The 19,080-nt window shown below is 65.8% G+C and carries 15 protein-coding genes and 1 tRNA gene; 8 read left to right on the forward strand and 8 right to left on the reverse strand.

Annotated features, from left to right (window positions below):
* Positions 1 to 10 precede the first annotated feature (10 nt).
* From CH274_RS19105 to CH274_RS19135, 7 genes are all read left to right on the forward strand, one after another.
* Complete coding sequence (locus CH274_RS19105; protein ID WP_032395801.1) at positions 11 to 370, forward strand: hypothetical protein; 360 nt, start codon at positions 11 to 13, stop codon at positions 368 to 370.
* Between the two features lie 6 nt (positions 371 to 376).
* Positions 377 to 2,119: a sodium/solute symporter gene (locus tag CH274_RS19110; protein WP_094658501.1), complete on the forward strand. Its 1,743-nt coding sequence runs from the start codon at positions 377 to 379 to the stop codon at positions 2,117 to 2,119.
* Positions 2,120 to 2,312: 193 nt separating this feature from the next.
* Positions 2,313 to 2,612 (forward strand): DUF485 domain-containing protein, encoded by a 300-nt coding sequence (locus CH274_RS19115; protein WP_045200254.1) that lies wholly within the window; start codon positions 2,313 to 2,315, stop codon positions 2,610 to 2,612.
* Positions 2,612 to 4,279 carry a solute symporter family protein gene (locus CH274_RS19120; RefSeq protein WP_094658503.1) on the forward strand — a complete coding sequence of 556 codons (1,668 nt, stop codon included), beginning with the start codon at positions 2,612 to 2,614 and terminating at the stop codon, positions 4,277 to 4,279. The genes CH274_RS19115 and CH274_RS19120 overlap by 1 nt, the downstream gene beginning before the upstream one ends.
* 81 nt (positions 4,280 to 4,360) lie before the next feature.
* Positions 4,361 to 4,792 carry a type II toxin-antitoxin system Rv0910 family toxin gene (locus CH274_RS19125; protein ID WP_032395799.1) on the forward strand — a complete coding sequence of 144 codons (432 nt, stop codon included), beginning with the start codon at positions 4,361 to 4,363 and terminating at the stop codon, positions 4,790 to 4,792.
* 49 nt (positions 4,793 to 4,841) lie between these two features.
* On the forward strand, positions 4,842 to 6,473 hold the full coding sequence (locus CH274_RS19130) for a substrate-binding domain-containing protein (protein WP_094658505.1): 1,632 nt from the start codon (positions 4,842 to 4,844) through the stop codon (positions 6,471 to 6,473).
* Positions 6,474 to 6,565: 92 nt separating this feature from the next.
* The gene (locus CH274_RS19135) at positions 6,566 to 8,221 is read left to right on the forward strand and encodes a substrate-binding domain-containing protein (protein WP_094658755.1); all 1,656 of its coding nucleotides are present in this window, start codon (positions 6,566 to 6,568) and stop codon (positions 8,219 to 8,221) included.
* Position 8,222: 1 nt separating this feature from the next.
* Here CH274_RS19135 and CH274_RS19140 read toward each other — a convergent pair whose 3' ends face one another.
* Both CH274_RS19140 and CH274_RS19145 read right to left on the reverse strand, forming a co-directional pair.
* The gene (locus tag CH274_RS19140; protein WP_094631188.1) at positions 8,223 to 8,960 is read right to left on the reverse strand and encodes an energy-coupling factor transporter transmembrane component T family protein; all 738 of its coding nucleotides are present in this window, start codon (positions 8,958 to 8,960) and stop codon (positions 8,223 to 8,225) included.
* Positions 8,957 to 10,987, reverse strand: coding sequence for an ABC transporter ATP-binding protein (locus CH274_RS19145; protein WP_256993639.1), 2,031 nt, complete (start codon positions 10,985 to 10,987; stop codon positions 8,957 to 8,959). The genes CH274_RS19140 and CH274_RS19145 overlap by 4 nt, the downstream gene beginning before the upstream one ends.
* Positions 10,988 to 11,026: 39 nt before the next feature.
* Here CH274_RS19145 and CH274_RS19150 point away from each other — a divergent pair, with 39 nt between their 5' ends.
* Positions 11,027 to 12,292: an MFS transporter gene (locus CH274_RS19150; protein ID WP_218829226.1), complete on the forward strand. Its 1,266-nt coding sequence runs from the start codon at positions 11,027 to 11,029 to the stop codon at positions 12,290 to 12,292.
* Between the two features lie 27 nt (positions 12,293 to 12,319).
* On the opposite strand, the gene CH274_RS19155 is transcribed toward CH274_RS19150, so the two are convergent.
* The 6 genes from CH274_RS19155 to CH274_RS19175 all read right to left on the reverse strand — a co-directional run bounded on the left by CH274_RS19155 (position 12,320) and on the right by CH274_RS19175 (position 19,040).
* A complete protein-coding gene (locus CH274_RS19155) occupies positions 12,320 to 13,705 on the reverse strand; it encodes a DEAD/DEAH box helicase (protein WP_094613778.1) in 1,386 nt (461 codons plus the stop codon).
* Positions 13,706 to 13,928: 223 nt separating this feature from the next.
* On the reverse strand, positions 13,929 to 15,245 hold the full coding sequence (locus CH274_RS19160; RefSeq protein ID WP_094658759.1) for an HNH endonuclease: 1,317 nt from the start codon (positions 15,243 to 15,245) through the stop codon (positions 13,929 to 13,931).
* Between the two features lie 131 nt (positions 15,246 to 15,376).
* Positions 15,377 to 15,452, reverse strand: a tRNA-Arg gene (locus CH274_RS19165).
* Between the two features lie 116 nt (positions 15,453 to 15,568).
* A complete protein-coding gene (locus tag CH274_RS29335; protein ID WP_179275808.1) occupies positions 15,569 to 15,727 on the reverse strand; it encodes a hypothetical protein in 159 nt (52 codons plus the stop codon).
* 143 nt (positions 15,728 to 15,870) lie between these two features.
* Complete coding sequence (locus CH274_RS19170; RefSeq protein ID WP_094658509.1) at positions 15,871 to 18,342, reverse strand: ABC transporter permease; 2,472 nt, start codon at positions 18,340 to 18,342, stop codon at positions 15,871 to 15,873.
* Complete coding sequence (locus CH274_RS19175) at positions 18,339 to 19,040, reverse strand: ABC transporter ATP-binding protein (protein ID WP_032396254.1); 702 nt, start codon at positions 19,038 to 19,040, stop codon at positions 18,339 to 18,341. Before CH274_RS19175 ends, CH274_RS19170 begins: the two co-directional genes overlap by 4 nt.
* Positions 19,041 to 19,080: the final 40 nt, after the last annotated feature.

Consider the following 19,080-nt stretch of genomic DNA (forward strand, 5'->3'; position numbering starts at 1 on the left):
GGATCGAGCGATGACCCAGCCACACCGACAGCGGGTGGTGCTTTCGCAACGTCGCGGCGCGCGGATGGTGCGCACCCGCGTCGAAGTGCAGGAGCAAACCGAAGTGGGCGACGCCCTGGTCCGCAGCCTGGTTCGCGCGCAGCTTCTGCTGTCGGTGCGCCTGGCGGTGATGACGCTGTCGATTCTGTTCGCAATTCCGTTGCTGGGCATGCTCCTCGCACGCTTCACCGACGTCGCGCCGTCCGGCATCGGTCTGCCGTGGTTGGTGTTGGGGGTGGCGATCTATCCGTTGCTGTTCGGTGTCGGCTGGGCGTACGTGCGCCGAGCCGAGCGCAACGAGACCGAGTTCGTCGGCCTGGTCGAGGACTAGGCGCACGTGAACGGATCCATTCCGGTCGCCACCGTGATCGCGCTGATCCTGGCGGCCGTGGCCACGGTGGGCATCGGCATCTACGGAGTTCGGCTGGCCCGCACCACCTCCGACTTCCTGGTGGCCTCGCGCACCGTCGGGCCGCGGTGGAATGCTGCTGCCATCAGCGGCGAATACCTATCGGCTGCATCGTTTCTCGGGGTTGCAGGGCTCATCGCGAAGTACGGAGCCGATGCGCTGTGGTACCCGGTCGGCTTCACCGCGGGATACCTGGGACTGCTGCTGTTCGTCGCGGCTCCACTGCGCAGAAGTGGCGCGTACACGGTGCCCGATTTCGTCGAATTCCGTCTCGGCGCACCATGGTTGCGGACCGTGGCGATGCTGGTGGTGGTGGTCATCTGTGCGCTGTATCTGGTGCCGCAGTTTCAGGGTGCAGGCCTGACACTGAACATTCTGCTCGGAGTGCCCGGCTGGGTCGGTGCCCTGGCGGTGGGGCTGATCGTGATCGCGAACGTCGTCGGCGGTGGCATGCGCTCGATCACCTTCGTCCAAGCGTTCCAGTACTGGCTCAAGCTCACCGCGATCGCGATCCCGGCACTGGTGCTGGCCGTGCACTTCTTCGCCGACGACCGCAGCGTCGGCAGTCCTGCCCCACCGACGGTGACCGAGCAGACCGTCGTCGACATCACCACCGATGTTCTCGTGCAAGTGGATTCGCCGATCGTCGTCGCCGTGACGGGAACCCTCGACGACGAAAGCGTCGACGGGCGAGTCCTGCTGGACGCGGGCGAACATCGGCTCGCCTCGGGCACGTCGTTGACGCTCGACGCCGGATCACCCGTTCCCGTCGTCGCGGGAGCGCCGACCACCGACCGGGCGTGGGCGATGCCGGGCGGGGGACTGGGCGGGGCCCACCCGCTGTATCAGGTGTACTCGCTGATCCTGGCCACGTTCCTCGGAACCCTCGGCCTGCCGCACGTGCTCGTGCGCTTCTACACCAACCCGGACGGTCGAGCGGCCAGACTGACCTCGCTCACCGTCCTGGCCTTGCTCGGCATGTTCTACCTGTTCCCGACGGTGCTCGGCGTCTTCGCCCGGCTGTACGTGCCGCAACTGCTCATCACCGGAGCATCCGACGCAGCGGTGCTGCTGCTGCCCGGCTCGGTGCTGTCCGGAATACCGGGACAACTACTGGCCGCACTGGTGGCCGCAGGTGCCATCGCGGCCTTCCTGTCGACCTCATCCGGACTACTGGTCAGCATCGCAGGAGTGCTCAGTACCGACGTCCTCTCGGGCAAGGTCCGAGACTTCCGCGTCGCCGCGATCCTCGCCGGAGCCGTGCCGTTGGCGCTGTCGATCGGCGTCGTCTCACTCGACCTCTCGCGCACCGTCGGACTCGTCTTCGCCGTCGCCGCGTCCACCCTGTGCCCACTGCTGGTGCTGGGAATCTGGTGGCGCGGACTCACCGCAGCCGGAGCGGCAACCGGACTGCTCCTCGGCGGCAGCATCTCACTCGTCGCCGCGTCGATCTCCGTCGTCACCCCCATCTCCGACGGCGTCCTCGGCGGCTGGGCGGCAGCGATCCTCGGCTACCCCGCCGCCGTCAGCGTCCCCGTCGCCTTCGCCTCGATGATCGCCGTCAGCCTCGCCACCCGAAGAACGATCCCGTCGGACATCTCCCGCATCTTCGCGCGACTGCACCTGCCGGAGGGCCTCGACATGGGCAAAGACCGAGAGCGTGAACTGTAGAGCCGCTCAACTGCCATTCTCGACCGCTCGTCGCACACTCCCGCAGCCCATCGTGTGATCGACACCACCTCCTGATTTTGTGACCTGACTCTCATTATTGTTCCGAGTCAGCTACAGCTCACATCTACTTCAGGAGTCCAAGGTGACCGCATCGGAAACCAATTCGCCACCGGACGCGCAAGCGTTCGTCGACATGCAGGCCAGTCCCGAGTTCCAGGAACTCCGACGACGCCTGCGTAGCTTCGTGTTCCCGATGGCCGGGTTCTTCCTGGTCTGGTACATCCTCTACGTGCTGCTGAGCACCTACGCCGTGGACTTCATGTCGACCAAGGTGTGGGGCAACATCAACATCGGCCTGCTGCTCGGCCTCGGCCAGTTCGTCACGACGTTCGCCATCACCGGCATCTACGTGAAGTTCGCCAACCGTGAACTCGATCCTCGCGCCGCAGCCCTGCGCGCCGAGATGGAAGCCTCCCAGGGAGCGAAAAACTGATGATCGGTCATTCCGCAGGCTCCACTCCCGCCGTGAACGTATTGGCCCAGGCTGCCGACACCACCGTCGGTGAACCCCTCGTCAACATCGCGATCTTCGGCGCGTTCGTCATCATCACGATGGCCGTCGTCATCCGCGCATCGAAGAAGAATGCGACCTCCGCGGAGTTCTTCACCGCAGGCGGCGGATTCTCCGGACCGCAGAACGGCGTTGCCATCGCCGGTGACTACCTCTCGGCCGCAAGCTTTCTCGGCATCGCCGGTGCCATCGCCGTCTACGGTTACGACGGCTTCCTGTACTCCATCGGCTTCCTCGTCGCCTGGCTCGTTGCACTGCTCCTCGTCGCCGAATTGCTCAGGAACACCGGCAAATTCACGATGGCGGATGTGCTGAGCTTCCGACTCAAGCAAGGACCGGTTCGTACCGCAGCTGCTCTGTCCACGCTGACGGTGTCACTGTTCTACCTGCTCGCACAGATGGCAGGTGCAGGCGGACTCGTCGCACTGCTGCTCGACATCTCCGACCGCACCGGGCAGTCCATCGTCATCGCCATCGTCGGTGTGCTGATGATCGCGTACGTGCTCATCGGCGGCATGAAGGGCACCACCTGGGTACAGATCATCAAGGCCGTTCTGCTCATCGCAGGTGCGGCGTTCATGACCGTTCTGGTTCTCGCCAAGTTCGGCCTGAACTTCTCCGAGCTGCTCGGCAGCGCACAGGCCATGGTGGCCGGATCGGCCAACGAGGCCGTGGCAGCACGTGACGTCATCGAGCCAGGCGCTCAGTACGGCGGAAGTGCCACCTCGAAGATCAACTTCCTCTCGCTCGGTATCGCACTCGTGCTCGGCACCGCGGGTCTGCCGCACGTGCTGATGCGCTTCTACACGGTGCCCACCGCCAAGGAAGCTCGTCGCAGCGTCGTGTGGGCCATCGCGCTCATCGGTGCGTTCTACCTGTTCACCCTGGTGCTCGGCTACGGTGCCGCAGCGATCGTCGGACCCGACCGCATCCTGGCCTCGGCCGGCGGTCAGAACTCCGCAGCTCCGCTGTTGGCCTTCGAACTCGGCGGCGTCATTCTGCTCGGCGTCATCTCGGCGGTCGCCTTCGCGACCATCCTGGCCGTGGTCGCCGGATTGACGATCACCGCGTCGGCGTCGTTCGCTCACGACATCTATGCGAGCGTCATCAAGAAGGGCAAGGTCGACGACAAGAAGCAGGTCAAGGTCTCGCGCATCACCGCCGTCGTCATCGGGATCCTGGCCATCGGCCTCGGCATCCTCGCCAACGGGCAGAACATCGCGTTCCTGGTCGCACTCGCGTTCGCAGTCGCTGCGGCCGCGAACCTGCCGACCATCCTGTACTCGCTGTTCTGGCGTCGCTTCACCACCACCGGCGCACTGTTCAGCATGTACGGCGGTCTGATCTCGACGATCGTGCTGATCGTCTTCTCCCCGGCCGTCTCCGGATCGCCGACGTCGATGATTCCCGGCTCGGACTTCGCCTGGTTCCCGTTGTCCAACCCCGGCATCGTCTCGATCCCGTTGGCATTCATCCTCGGCATCGTCGGAACCCTGATCTCGAAGGACACCGAGAGCACCGACAAGCAGGCCGAGATGGAGGTTCGCTCCCTCACCGGTATCGGTGCGGAGAAGGCCAGCGCTCACTGACCGATCCAGGCTCCATCGAAAGTGCCCGTGTGAGCAAGGCCTCACACGGGCATTTTTCGTTCAACGGTTACCATCCCTGCTGTGGCCAAGCTGAAGGTTTCCCTCGACGTCCCGCTGACCCCCGAGCAGACGTGGGCGCACGCGTCCGATCTGTCCGGCTACGAGCAGTGGCTCTCCATCCACGAAGCGTGGCGCGGTGAGCTGCCCGAGCAGCTGGCCGTCGGCACCACCCTGGACTCCGTCGCCAGCGTGAAGGGCATGCGCAACCGCGTGTCCTGGAAGATCGAGTCCTACGACCCGCCCAAGAAGCTCGAGCTCAAGGGCAACGGCAAGGGCGGGGTCAAGATCGGTCTGAACATGTCCGTGAAATCCAAGGGTGACGGTTCCGAGATCACCATCGACATCAACCTCGGCGGCGCGCCGCTGTTCGGTCCGATCGGCTCCGGCGTCGCGCGCGCTCTCAAGGGCGACATCGAGAACTCGTTGAAGACGTTCGTCAAGATCTACGCCTGACGGGGCAGGAGTGGAACCTGTGGAACGACCGATGAAGTAGGAGCGCGCCATGCCCGGTAGACACAGTGCCCCGTCGTCCACCTCGCGCAGTAGGGGCATGGCCAAGTACGGCATCGTGGCCGTTGTTCTGTTGCTGGTTCTCGGCGGCGGAGTGTTCGTCGGTCTGAAGGCCTTCGGTTCCGAGTGCGGTGATCCCGAGGCCTTGTCGCTTGCCGCGGATCCGGCGATCGCACCCGTGTTGCAGCAGATCGTCGACAACACCTCGTCGGAGGAGTTGGGTTGCGCAGCCGTCGAGGTCACCGCCACCGAGTCGGGTCAAGTCTCGGCCGCGGTGGCCAAGGGCGACGACGTGCCCTCGCTCTGGGTTCCCGATTCGTCACTGTGGATCGGCAAGACGGTGCGGTCCACTGCGTCGTTGATCGACTTGGCGAGTCAATCGGTGGCGGCTACCCCCGCCGTGCTCGCGGCACGCAAGGACGAGGTGCCGTTCTTCGACACCTGGCTCACTGCCTTGAAGCTCGAAGGTCTGCGCATCGGTAATCCGTTGGCCAACACCACGTCCGACGCGGCCATCCTGGGCGCGGTGGCAGAGGCCGGATCGGACGAGACCGCGCTCGACTCGGTCTCGGCGGCGCTCGTCCCCATCGCTCAGGCTCAGGCCGCCACTCGCGGCGAGGCCGATCCGACGGTGCGCCTCGACGATCTGGTCGCCGACGGGGGAGTCGCGGTGGTGTCCGAGCAGGCCTACCTGGACTACCAGCAGGACAAGAACGTCGAACTCGGCGCGACGGCTCCGCCGACCGGTGCCTTCTTTCTGAACTTTCCGCTGGCGGTGACCGAACCCGCGGGCGATCGACACGAGACCGCGAAGTCCGTCGGGACGGCACTGGCCACGGCCATTCAATCCGAACAGGGGCAGCAGGCTCTGTCCGACGCCGGGTTCCGCTCCGCAGACATGGCCTCGCTCGATTCCGATCGCGGGATCGGGGACGTCACGCCCCTGACGATTGCCGATCAACAGGCCGCCGAATCGACGTTGCGTCAGTACCAGATCTTGGCGCTCCCGTCGCGGGCGTTGGTGATGGAGGATGTCTCCGGATCGATGAACTACAGCGCCGGGGCGAATTCACGTATCGCCATGACGGTGCAGGCCAGTGAGACCGGAAATCGGCTGTTCCCCGACAACGCGTCGATGGGGTTGTGGGCGTTCTCGATCGGACTCGGCGGTGGCGATCAGGACTACCGTGAGCTGGCACCGATCCGGCGAATGGACGAGCAGGTCGGCAACACCACTCAGCGTGAGGTGCTGTTGCAGCAGACCCGAACGCTGCCGTCCCTGGTCGGAGGTGGTACCGGGTTGTACGACACCACGTTGGCCGCGTTCCGCACCGTGCAGCAGGGCTACGACCCCGATGCGGTGAACAGCGTCATCATCCTCACCGACGGCACCAACGAGGACCCCGACAGCATCTCGCTCGACGAGCTGCTGTCGACTCTGCGAGCCGAGCAGGACCCGTCCAAGCCGGTCGTCATCGTCACCATCGGAATCACCGACGATGCGGATGCCGGTGTACTGCAACAAATTTCGGCGGCCACGGGCGGTACGAGCTTCGTCGCACGAAATCCTGCGGAGATCCCCAACGTGTTCGTCAATGCGCTCAGAAGTCGCTCCGGTCGCTGAGGAGGCTACTATGCTGTGCGTCGCGTCACTTCTGAGTGTGCGTGCGGTTGCATTCGTGAGTGCAGCTGGGGGCCGAGCAGGGGGTTGCATCGATGTCGGGACGTCACAGCGGTAGTCCGCGCCGGTTCGGTTCGGCCGCGACCTGGTCGGTGCTCGCGCTGGTGGCAGTCGTTGTCGTGGTCGGCAGTTGGTTCGGAGTGCAGGCCGTACGCGCATCCGGTGCGGACACCTGCGATTCCCTCGACACGGTCTCGCTGGCGGTGGACATGTCGATCGCCGAACCGGTGCAGCAGATCGTCTCGCAGGCAGGCGAGGTCGAGCGCGGCTGCGTGAACTTCGAGGTCCGCCCCGAACGCCCCACCGATACGGCCACCGAAATCGCCGGAACCGATGACGAGCGTCCGGATCTGTGGATCCCGGATTCGACGCTGTGGCTGCTCAAGACCCTGCGCTCGACCGGGGCACTTCCCGAGCTGGCCAAGGCCTCGGTCGCGAACACGCTGCCGGTCCTGGTCTCGAAATCCGATGCCGTGCCGGTGACCGATACCTGGCTCAGCGTGCTCCAACTTCCCGGTCAACGCATCGGTGACCCCCTGACCAGCAGCGCATCGAATGCCGCGATCCTCGGTGCACTGGCCGAATCCGAGGTGGCCATCTCCGACGCCAAGGCCGTGTCGGCGGCACTGGTGCCCATGGCGCAGGACTTCGGACGGATCGCGGACGCCCCACACGACACCCCGGATCTGGTGGCCCAGGTGGCCACGGACGGCGGCACCAGCGTGGCCACGGAGCAGGCGCTGCTGGCGTACGAGGCCGACAATCCGGGATCGGAGTTGACCGAGTCGGTTCCGCCGACCGGGAGCTACTTCCTCAACTACCCACTGGCCGTCACGGCACCGGCCGGACCCGAGTACGACCGCGTGAAGAAGGCAGGAGCGGCGTTGGCCTCGGTGCTCGCCACTACGTCGGCCACCGACATCTTGGTCGCAGCCGGGTTCCGAACGTCGAGTGGCACACCACTGTCCGACGGCCGAGGCGTCGGATCGGTGGCGTCGCTCGAGATCAAGAACCCGCTGTCCATCGAAACGACATTGCGAGACTGGGCCGTCCTGGCGCTGCCGCTGCGCACGCTCGTGGTCGAGGACGTCTCGGGTTCGATGGCGGCGAAGTCGGGCGACTCGACGCGTATCGCACTCACCGTCGACGCATCGGTCGGTGCCAACTCGCTGTTCAGCGACCAGACGGAAATGGGCCTCTGGGCTTTCTCGATCGGCCTCGGTGGCGGCAAGCAGGACTACCGCGAGTTGGTGCCGATGGGCAAGGCCGACGGTACCTTCAACGGAAAGTCGCAGCGCGACGCCATTCTCGATTCGATCCGAGGTCTTCCGGCTCTCGTCGGAGGCGGAACAGGGCTCTACGACACCACGTTGGCTGCGTTCCGGCGGGTCAAGGAGGGATACGACCCCGATTACGTCAACAGCGTCATCATCCTGACCGACGGAGCCAACGAAGACGAGGGCAGTATTTCCCTCGATCAGCTGCTGGCAACGCTGCAGAAGGAACAGGATCCGGTGCGGCCCATCGTGATCATCACCGTCGGCGTCACCGGTGACGCGGATCCTGTTGCACTGCAACAGGTCTCGGCTGCAACCGGCGGAACGAGCTATGTTGCGGAGGATCCCCGAGACATCCCGGACGTGTTCGTCAAGGCCTTGAACTCGCGCACCGAGCGTCTCGCGGGCGGGTAGCTCAGCTCCACAGGACACTGATCGCGATGGCTGTGGCGCACGCGAGAGTCACCACGGTCAGCGTCACCGCGTCGGAGGCCTTGAACCGTGCCTCGGTGGCGGTGATCATTCCGGTGCCTCCGCGGGCGGTGATGGCCCCACCCATTTCGTCGGCCCGTCTGATGGCAACCGACATCACCGTCGTGACGATGTCGACCAGGGAATTGTCCGAGGCGCTGTTGACGACCGGCTTGGGGCGCAGGCGTCGAGCCGCGTTCAGGGTGCGCATCTCTTCGATCAGCAGCGGAAGCGACCGCAGGCTCAGAGCCACGGCGACGGCCCACTCGTCGACCGGCAACTTCAGCTTCTTCAGCGGCGTGCCCAGTTTGGAGACCGCAGGTGCGATGTCGCTCATCGAGGTGGTCCAGCCGATCATCATCGACGCGCCGAGCAGGACGAAGATGAAGAGCGTCGCGCGCAGATACACCAGTACTGCTGCGCCTCCGATCGGCAGGTTGATCAGTGCGCCCACTCCGAACAGTGCCCAGATCCACCATGGTGGACGCGGCACTGCGGTGATCGGGACGTGCGCGACGATCGCGGCGACGACCAACAGTGCGAACACGATTCCGAGGGCGGGCCACGTCGGTGCCACGACGAGAGTGATGCTCAGCAGCAGTACCGCGACGAGTTTGGTGCCGGCCCACAGGCGGTGGATCGGTGAGAATCGTGGGACCTGACGCAGTACGACGGTGGTCACGAGTGCACGCTCCCCAGGATCGAATCGGAGACGATGTGGCCGTCGGCCATCGTGATGGTGCGGCTGCAGACGGTGTCCATTCCGTCCACGTCGTGCGAGATCACGACGATGGCGACTCCGCGATCGCGCAGTCCGGCGAGAACACCGATGATGTCGTCGCGTCCGGGAGGGTCGAGCCCGGCCAGTGGCTCGTCGAGAACCAGCATTCGAGGTCGACGCGCAATGAGCCCCGCCAACACGACGCGTCGCATCTGACCACCACTGAGCGAATCGATGTCGCGAGCGGCCAACGATCTGTCCAGGCCGACGGCGTCCATCGCGGCCGACACTGTGGCAGAGCCTGTTTCGGGGCCGGCGGCGGCCGCGATGTCCTCGGAGACGGTGCGCCGCTGCAACTGCAGGCGGGAGTGCTGAAACGCGAGCCCGACATCGCCGACGCGTGAGGTCATCGCCTTGCCGCCGAGCTGGGCGGTGCCGCCGGTCGGGCCGGTGAGGCCGGCCATGATCCAGGCGAGTGTGGATTTGCCCGAACCGTTGCCACCGAGAACCAGCACACCCTCACCACGTTTGACGGTGATGTCGACGCCGTTCAGTGCTACCTGCGCCCAGGGGGTGCGGCGGTTGTACGTGTGCTCGACCCCGCTCAGTTCGAGGAGTCGTTCACTCGAATTATCGTGCAGCGCAGTCGGATTGTCCGTTCGAGCGTGCATCCAGGCGGTGTCGTACTGCACCTGGTAGCCCTCGTGCAGATGTACGACTCGGTCCGCAGCGACGGTCTCCGAGACGTGATGGGTGACGAGCACGACGGACATCTCGTGCCTGCGTGGTAGTTCGGCGAGGAGCGAGACCAGATGTTCGCGCCCGGAGGCGTCGATCATCGCGGTTGCCTCGTCCGCGATGAGAAGTGCCGGACGGCGAGCGAGTGCGGCGGCGACGGCCAGTCGCTGCATTTCGCCGCCGGACAGGGAGGCAGTGTCGCGCGCCCCCATGCCGCCGAGGCCGACCTCGTCGAGCAGGGCCTCCACGTCGGGGCGTGAGTCGCCGGGAGGCAGTCCCCACACCACGTCGTCGGCGACGCGGGTGCCGAGGATCTGGCTTTCGGGGCGTTGCAGCACCACCGCGGTGCCGCCGTACCGTCCGAGACCGGTCGAGCCGGGCCTGTCCACGGTTCCCTCCGACGGTTCGAGGCCGGCGAGGATCCGAGTCAGCGTCGATTTGCCGGAACCGTTGTGGCCGACGATCGTCACGAATTCGCCGGTCTCGATGCGGAGGTCGACGCCGGTCAGCGCGGACGTCGTGCTTCCCGGGTAGCGGAATCCCACCGCGTTGAGCGTGACCGGCAGCGGCCCGATCTCGTCGTCGGTGCTGGGGGCCAGCGGCTCGGGGGTGGGAATGGTGGAGAGCCGGTCGAGGATCGCGGTGAGAATGAGCCATGCGAACAGCGTTCCGGTGATGATGCCGAAGGCGATCGATCCGCCTGCCCACCACCACCAGTTGTCGAGCACGGTCGTGGAGCCGGTGCGGATCACGTCGGCAACGCCTTGCAGTGCCGATGTGCGCTCGAGCAGTCGTGAAATGCCCTCGAACGTGTTGCGGAGAGTCTCGAGGAACAGCTCGCGCAGCGGAACGAGGACGAGGAGCATCAGCACGGTCAACGCTCCGAGTGCCGGCCCGACGACCATCGAGGTGACGAGAACGCCGAACAGTCCTTGCTTCTTGCGCTTGGCCCGCCCGACCAGGCCGCCGAGTAGGGCGGCGCTGGCGACGGTGATGGCCGTCTGGGTGCCGGCCGCGACGAATCCGACGAGGGTGCCGGCGACCGCGGAGGTGACCAGTGCGCGAGTTCGATACCGGAGCGCGACAACCGACATGGGAATCGCCGCGACGACCTGAAGGATCGCCGCCATCGGCACCAGCACACCGATCACCGTCAGGGCGACGGTGAAGCTGCTCATGACGGCAGCGGTCGCCATCTCCTGCGGACCGAGGGGCCCTGACTTGGTCGTGTGGGAAGAGCTGACGGTCACCGCTCCAGTGTGCCAGCCGACAAGGCGCACAATGTCACCGTGACTTCCGAGATCAGGACGCGCAGGCGGATTCACCCGGCCTGGATCGTTGCCGCCGTGGCATTCCTCGCTCTGGTCGGCGCCGCGGGCTTCCGGGCGGCACCGAGCGTGCTGATAGTGCCGCTGCAGGACGAGTTCGGCTGGCCGCGGTCGATGCTGTCGCTGGCTGTGGGTGTGAACCTCGTGCTGTTCGGATTGACTGCGCCGTTCGCTGCGGCCCTGATGGAACGCTTCGGAATCCGGGCGGTGACATCGACGGCGTTGATCGTCGTGGCGGCAGGCAGCGCTCTGAGTGTGTTCGTGACCCAGGCATGGCAGTTGGTACTGACCTGGGGCGTCATGATCGGCCTGGGTACCGGATCGATGGCCCTCGTCTTCGCGGCGGTGGTGACCAATCGGTGGTTCGTGCAGCGGCGTGGGCTCGTGTCGGGAATCCTGACGGCAGGCAGTGCGACGGGGCAGCTGATCTTTCTGCCCCTGATCGCTCAGCTCGTCGACAGGTCCGGCTGGCGCGCCGCCTCGTTCCTCATCGCAGGCGGGTCGCTGATCGTGGTGCCCTTCGTCCTGCGGTGGCTGCGCAACATGCCGGCGGACATCGGCGTGACCCCCTACGGAGCGCCGGAGGATTACACAGCGGTCGTCGTGGAGTCGACGGTGAACCCCGCCAGGGCCGCGATACAGGCGTTGCGCGACGCGAGCCGGGTCCGAACCTTCTGGGCTCTGGTGGTGGGCTTCGCGATCTGTGGCGCAACGACCAACGGCCTCATCGGAACTCACTTCATCCCGTCGGCGCACGACCACGGAATGCACGAGACCACCGCTGCAGGTCTGCTGGCGGTGGTCGGGATCTTCGACATCGTCGGAACGATCGCATCGGGTTGGCTGACCGACCGCGTCGACCCGCGCTACCTGTTGGCGGCGTACTACGGATTTCGCGGCGTGTCGTTGCTGTTCCTGCCGTGGTTGCTGTCCGCGACCATCCAGCCGTCGATCGTCATCTTCGTGGTGATCTACGGATTGGATTGGGTGGCAACGGTTCCGCCCACTATTGCGCTGTGTCGCGAGGTGTTCGGCGACCGTGGCTCGCTGGTGTTCGGCTGGGTGTTCGCCTCACATCAGATCGGTGCCGGCATCGCGTCGGTCGTCGCAGGCGTCGTGCGGGACGCGACCGGTGAGTACACGATGGCGTGGTTCGGCGCAGCGGGTCTCTGCGCGGTTGCGGCGGTGGTGAGTGTGAGAACAGCAAAGCGCGGAAAGTCCTCGTAGGGAGGACTTTCCGCGCTCAGGCCGAAATCAGCGGCTGCGCTGGCTCGTGGCCGGTCCTGCTGCGCGACGGCTGTGGCCGCCACCACCGCTGCGCGGCTGTCCACCACTGCGGGGCTGGCCACCACTGCGGGGCTGACCACCACTGCGGGCCGGGCCGCCGCGTCGCGCGTTGTTGCTGTTGCGAGGATTCGCGGTGCGAGCCGGTGCCTGCTCGGCCTTCGGTGCGGGCTGGACGTAACGAGCCTGCTCGCCGACGAGGTTCGCCACGGCGGGCGAGTCGGCGGTGACGCGAATGGGCGTGACCTTGATGTCGGCCTTGCGCAGCAGTACTGCGGTGTCCTTGCGCTGCTCGGGCAGGACGACGGTCACGACGTCTCCGGCACTTCCCGCGCGTGCGGTGCGGCCGGAACGGTGCAGGTACGCCTTGTGCTCGGCCGGGGGATCGACGTGGACGACGAGCTGGACGTCGTCGACGTGAACGCCGCGAGCTGCGACGTCGGTGGCGACGAGGACGCGAGCCTGGCCGGACGAGAACGCGGCGAGGTTGCGGTCACGTGCGGCCTGCGAGAGGTTGCCGTGCAGGTCGACGGACGGGATTCCGGCGTCGGTCAGCTGCTTTGCGAGCTTGCGGGCCTGGTGCTTGGTGCGCATGAACAGGATGCGGCGTCCGGTGCCGGAGGCGAGCTGGTGGACCAGCTTCTTCTTTGCTTCGACGCCGTCGACCTCGAACACGCTGTGTGTCATGGCCTCGACGTGCGAGGTGGCCTCGTCGACGGAGTGCGTGATCTGGTTGTGCAGGAAGCGCTTGACCAGCTTGTCGACGCCGTTGTCCAGGGTCGCGGAGAACAGCATGCGCTGGCCCTTGTCCGGGGTGGCAGCGAGGATGCGGGTGACGACGGGCAGGAACCCGAGGTCGGCCATGTGATCTGCCTCGTCGAGGACGGTGATCTGAACGCCGTCGAGGGTGAGGTGACGCTGCTTCATCAAATCTTCGAGCCGACCGGGGCAGGCGACGACGATGTCGACTCCACCCTTGAGCGCGGAGACCTGACGGACCTGCGAGACACCACCGAAGATCGTGGTGACCTTCAGCGAGTACGCGGAGGCGAGGGGTTCGATCGCGACGGCGATCTGGGTGGCGAGCTCACGCGTCGGCGCGAGGATCAGGCCACGGGGGCGGCCGGGCTTCCGGTTACCGGGGAGCTGGCCGGCGAGTCGAGCGACCATCGGGATGGAGAACGCGAGTGTCTTGCCGCTGCCGGTCTTTCCGCGTCCGAGCACGTCGCGTCCCTGCAATGTGTCGGGAAGGGTGTCGGCCTGGATGGGGAATGCCTCGGTCTTGCCCTGGCTCGCGAGTACATCCGCGATGGCCTGGGGTACGCCGAGTGCAGCAAAAGTCTGTGGGGTCGTCATAGTGATGAAAGGTGCCTTTCGGGCAGGGTGTTGCACCTGCGGGCCTTCGGGCCGAGATGCAAGGTGGCGAGACTGCCGGTGGGCAGTTTCGATCGCCGTAAGAGAAGCCTGTGCTGGGTGCACATGGAGGTTCGGGAGCATTCCACGACGTCTGGCGTGCAGCTGGGCGCGCCGTTGACGAGTGTAACCGAGTCGGTGCTCGGTATCTTCCCGCCGCGACCTGTCATGCGGCGTCGTCGTCGAACAGACCGGTGATGATCACGTTCTCGATTCTCGAGTTGTAGACCTCGACCACCGGGATCGGCGGCGCGCTCGAGTCATAGGTCTGCCCGGTGGGTGAGATGAGCCGGTAGCGATGTCGAGCGCCCCGTTTGTCTCGTAGGGCCTCGGCCGTCCAGCCCTCGCCCTCTTTCGCGTAATTGCATGCGGCACAAAGGCCTGCGCCGTTCTCGGCGCTCGTTCTGCCGCCGGTGGAGTGGGGTCTGATGTGGTCGTGGTGACGGATCGGCGCGTCGCACCACGGAGTGCGGCAGGTGCGATCTCGCAGATCGATGAGGCGTCCCAGCGCGGTCGGAAATGCGCGTGATGTGGACTCGACAGCCGTCAATGCGCCGGACGTCGGATGCGCGTAGAGGCGACGCAATGCGACGTGCGTCTCATTGTCGAGTGTGTGTCGGATGAGTTGCCGTGCGACGTCGGACGGAATGTCGCCATAGCCGTGCACGTATGCGGACGTGGAACCGCCGGCCAGGAGGGCGGCGTCGGCGATGACGATGTCGACGGTCACCGGCGGGCCCTGTGCGGCGGCTGCGCCGGTGACACGCTCGAACACGAGGTCGGCCATGATCTGGTCGCGGGTCCGTGTCTCACCGCCTGAGTTGACGATGGTGTCGGCGTCTCGTCGCAAGGTCGCCCACATGCAGACCATCTTCTCCATCGAGGTGAGGACCGTGAAGAAGCCCATCGATTCGGGTGCTGGCCGGGTGCTCGTGCGGCGGGCGGCGTAGGCCTTGGCGCGTCGTTTCACCTGGGAGGCGGCGTCGAGTTCGTTGGCCAGGGCGCGGGCGCGGCCCTCGATGCTGCGGTCACCGGCACCGGCCAGTGTGGCGGGGTCCGCGCACAGTCGTTCGTCGATGGTGCGGCGGTCGTCGACGGTGAGGCATGCGGTTTCGCGGGCGAGGATCATGGCGCGCCACTCGTTGAGTTCTCCGGCTTTCAGGCGAGCCAGGGTGTGCGGCATTTCGTGCACCAGAGCGCGAGCGAGTCCCAGATGAGTACCGCCGCGGTTCGGTGATTCGCGTCGAGCCAGGCCGATCTGTGACGCAATACCCATGCGCCACTGGGTTTTCGGCTTGCCACGCTCGCGGCGTTCATTACTGATGGTCGTCGCCACGGCGTCGGTCACGATGGCTTGAACGGCCACGCTGGCGCACTTGACCGTCTCGAGAGCGGAGATCAAATCGATGCCTGCTGCTGCGTCGACATCGAACTCCGATGACTGAAGACGCGCGACGAAGCTCAGCACTTCATCGGACGTCAACGGCAAATCTTGTACAGCTGTGACCACGAGTTCCCCCCAGTACTCGAATTTATGTTCGATAGTAACGGGGATTTTCAGGCAGCGCAACAGCGGCACGCAACTGATGGATGGCATGGATCGGACTCGACTGATGGTGCCCTCGGCAGGATTCGAACCTGCGACCTACCCTTTAGGAGAGGGTTGCTCTATCCCCTGAGCTACGAAGGCTGGTGATCGTTCTTCTCACCAAAAGCCCTTGTCCAGTAACGGCTTTCGATCCATCGAACAATCGGTTGCGGATGGGTTCGCTGCCTCCGGTGCTCAGCTGGCCCACATCGCGCTCGCTAGTCTAGCGGCCCACCGTGTCGATCGTGAAGCAGGTTGCCGCTGCTCGTCACCGTCCCGGTCAGCGAGGCGATCAGGTTCAGGGCAGTGCGATGCTGGTGAGCGGTGTAATCGGCGATCGATTCGATGCCGACGAAGCACTCGATGTCACGGGCCAAAGCGTCGAACCGCGCCGGTCATCCTCGTACAAACGCGCGCGCATTTGCCAGACGCGCGCACAATCGCCGGCCACAGGCTGCCTATTCCGCTCGCACCTGACGAACGCGCGCGCGTGTGCGGATCCCGAGGCCCCGCAGAGCACCTAATCCGCCGCGATGGCGTCCACGATGTTCAGTCGCGATGCGTGTAGGGCAGGTGGAGCCGAACCGAGCAGTGACAACCCGAGGGCGACCAGGCCGTACAGCAGCACCGACCAGCTCGCGGTGTAGGCGACCGGAATCCCGATGCTGGCTCCGAGGATCAGGGTGCTCAGGTATTGCAGCCCTGCGCCGATGATCAGGCCGAGGACACCACCGACGATGCCGACCGACAGCGCCTCGGCGAGCACCATTCGCGCCAGGGTTCCTCGGCCACCGCCCATGGCGCGCAGCACTCCCAGTTCGCGGCGACGTTCGAGCACCGACAATGTCAAGGTGTTGAGCAAGGCAACGGCAGCGACGAGCGCGACGATCCACTGCAGCGCGATCGCCAATGCGCCGGACTGTCGGATGGCCGCACTGGTGCCCTCCAGAGCCGCAGCGCCGGTGTAGACGAAGGCTTCGGGCGGCAGTGTCGAACGCAACGAATCCTGTACGGCGGCAACGTCTCCGTCGACGCCGATCTCGAGGTAGGTCGCCCCGGGCCGGTCATACCACCGTTGCATCGAATCCAGCGAGATCGCCATCGTGCCGCCGGCGGCGTTGATGTAGTCGACCAGATCCAACACCCGCACGGTCTGCACACCGGTCGGCGTCGGCAGATCGATGGAGTCGCCCACCGAGACACCCAACGTTCTGCCGAATCCCCGGGACAGCACCACCCCGTCACCGGCGAGCACCTGGGAACGCACGTCCTCGGTGAGCGAGGTGAGAGTCACCGCGTTGCTGCCGTCGGCGACGCCCTGGATGGAGACCGTCTCGCCGTCGATCGTGGCGTACGCCCACTGTCCCTCGACGATGCGAGACACACCGGGCGTCGACGCTACGGCGTCCTCCACCTCGGCGGGAACGATCGGGCCCGACGGTATGGCGTCGGGCGAGGTCATCGACACGTACAGGTCGGTATCGGCCAACGACGACAACGACTCGGCCGCCGAGTCGGTCATGTTGGTCAGTGAACCCGACACTCCCACACTGACTCCCACCGCGATCACGATCGTCATCACGGTTGCCCAGATACGCCGCGGGGCGCGTTCGATGGTGGCGGTCGCGAGGCGACCGGCACCACCCCAGCGGCGGGGGACCGCTGCGGTGATCGACACGATCGGCCCGGTCGCGCCGACGCACAGCGCGACGACGCCGAACATGAACAGCGCACCGGCCCCGAGGGTCAACTGTCCGTCGACGTTGACGGCGAACAGGAAGGATCCGGCGACGGCGAGCAGGCCGAAGACGGTTGCGGCCAAGGTGAATCGCAGACCGGGGCCTCCCGAGGTCTCTCCGCCGCCGACCGCGAGCGCCTCGATCGGCGAGATGCGATAGACCTGAACCGCCGCGACGGCCGAGGCGCCCGCGCAGGCCAGTACACAGGCCACGATCGCCACCGGAATCGCGAAGCCGGGCAACACGTATTCGATCCGCGCATCGAAAGCCTGCGAGAGGAACGGCGGCAGACTCTCGATCGCGATGCGGCCCATCACGATTCCCAGCGGAACGCCGACGGCACCGCCGACGAGCCCGACCAGAACGGACTCGAACAACAGGTCGCGGACTATATCGCCGCGGCGGCCGCCGACTGCCCGGAGCAGAGAGATGGTGGGTCGACGCTTCGCGATGGCCATGTTCATGACGTTGAAGACGAGGAACGCCGCGACGACGAACGCGATGAGCGAGACCATCAGTGTGGCATTGCGAGTCAGGCTCATCGCCTGGTTCGCGCGGTCGGCCCTGAAGTCGGGATTCATCACCGACACCCGGCCCGCCAGTGCGGCGTCGAGGTCGGTACGCACAGTGTCGCCGCTGCCGAGGACGAAGATCGAATCGAGTTGATCGGGGCGGTCGGTGAGCGTCTGAGCCGTCGGGATGAGCGCAACGGCGAACATGCCCCCGCCGATCCGCTGCGTCCCCGGGCCGTCGACCACGCCGACCACCGTCGTCGGAACATCGTCGATGGTGACGGTGTCGCCCTGCGTCAGACCTGTTGCGGCTCCGACCAATACTCCGGCCGGGTCGGTGAGCAACCCGGCCGCGTTTCCGACTGCGCCTTCGAGATCGGATTGCAGTGCCGTGATGGACGAGTCGACACCGAGAATCGTCAGGTCTCCGACGTCGGACCGAACGGTGCTGCGCAGCAGTGGGACTGCGGTCTCGACACCGGGGACCGCGCGAACTGCGTCGAGCTCACTCTGATCGAAGCCCGAGTCGGTGACACCGACGACCTCGTAGTCGGCGTTACCTGCGATCGACACCGCGAGACGCTCGACGGATCCGGTCAAGGACCCGTACGTGCCGAGGACGGCGATGAGCAACCCGGCCGCGACGGCGACGACGCCGGCCGAGACCAACGAACGCACCCAGTGCATGCGGAGGTCGCGCAGGCTGATGACTCGAAATCTGCTGAGCGCGGTGCCTATCACCGATCGAGGCCGGCCGTGGGCGTGTCGGTCTCGACGCGACCGTCGATCATGCTGACGATGCGATCGGTGGACCGTGCCGCTTCGAGGTCGTGGGTCGCCATCACCACCGCTCGACGCCCGTCACTGGCGTGCGCCACCTCGGCAAGAATCTCCAGGACGTTGTGGGAGGTCTTCGAGTCGAGATTGCCGGTCGGTTCGTCGGCGATCAGCAGTGCCGGATCCATCATCAACGCCCGTGCGATCGCGATGCGCTGGATCTGACCGCCCGACAACTGCGCCGGACGGTGCTCGGATCGGTTGGAGAGTCCGACCATGTCGAGCAGACGCATCGCGTCGGACTTGGCCTTCTTGATGGGGGTGCCGTCGAGCAGCTTGGGAACGGCGACGTTCTCCCATGCGGACATCGTCGGCAGCAGGTTGAAGAATTGGAAGACGAACCCCACCTGGTGGCGTCGAAAATCGGATTGGGCATTGTCGTCGAGGGTGGTGACCTCGACGTCGTCGAACCGGATGGAACCCGACGTGGGCGTGTCGAGTGCGCCAAGCATGTGCAGCAGCGTCGACTTGCCGGCACCGGACGGCGCGACGAGCGAGACGAACTGGCCACCCTCGATCGTGAGATCGATACCGTCCAACGCGCGTACCGGTTGCTCGCCGGTGGGGTACTCCTTGACCACACCGGACAGCTCGAGCTTCAACTTCGTCATCCAACAATCCCCTGCTCCTCGAATACTTCCG

Source organism: Rhodococcus sp. 06-418-5, assembly GCF_002258285.1.
Lineage (GTDB): Bacteria > Actinomycetota > Actinomycetes > Mycobacteriales > Mycobacteriaceae > Rhodococcoides.

Bases quoted from the DNA above. Each gene is read 5' to 3' on its own strand.
- CH274_RS19135 (WP_094658755.1), top strand. From the start codon at position 6,566: ATGTCGGGACGTCACAGCGGTAGTCCGCGCCGGTTCGGTTCGGCCGCG.
- CH274_RS19105 (WP_032395801.1), top strand. From the start codon at position 11: ATGACCCAGCCACACCGACAGCGGGTGGTGCTTTCGCAACGTCGCGGC.
- CH274_RS19120 (WP_094658503.1), top strand. From the start codon at position 2,612: ATGATCGGTCATTCCGCAGGCTCCACTCCCGCCGTGAACGTATTGGCC.
- CH274_RS19115 (WP_045200254.1), top strand. From the start codon at position 2,313: ATGCAGGCCAGTCCCGAGTTCCAGGAACTCCGACGACGCCTGCGTAGC.
- CH274_RS19155 (WP_094613778.1), bottom strand. From the start codon at position 13,705: ATGACGACCCCACAGACTTTTGCTGCACTCGGCGTACCCCAGGCCATC.
- CH274_RS19130 (WP_094658505.1), top strand. From the start codon at position 4,842: ATGCCCGGTAGACACAGTGCCCCGTCGTCCACCTCGCGCAGTAGGGGC.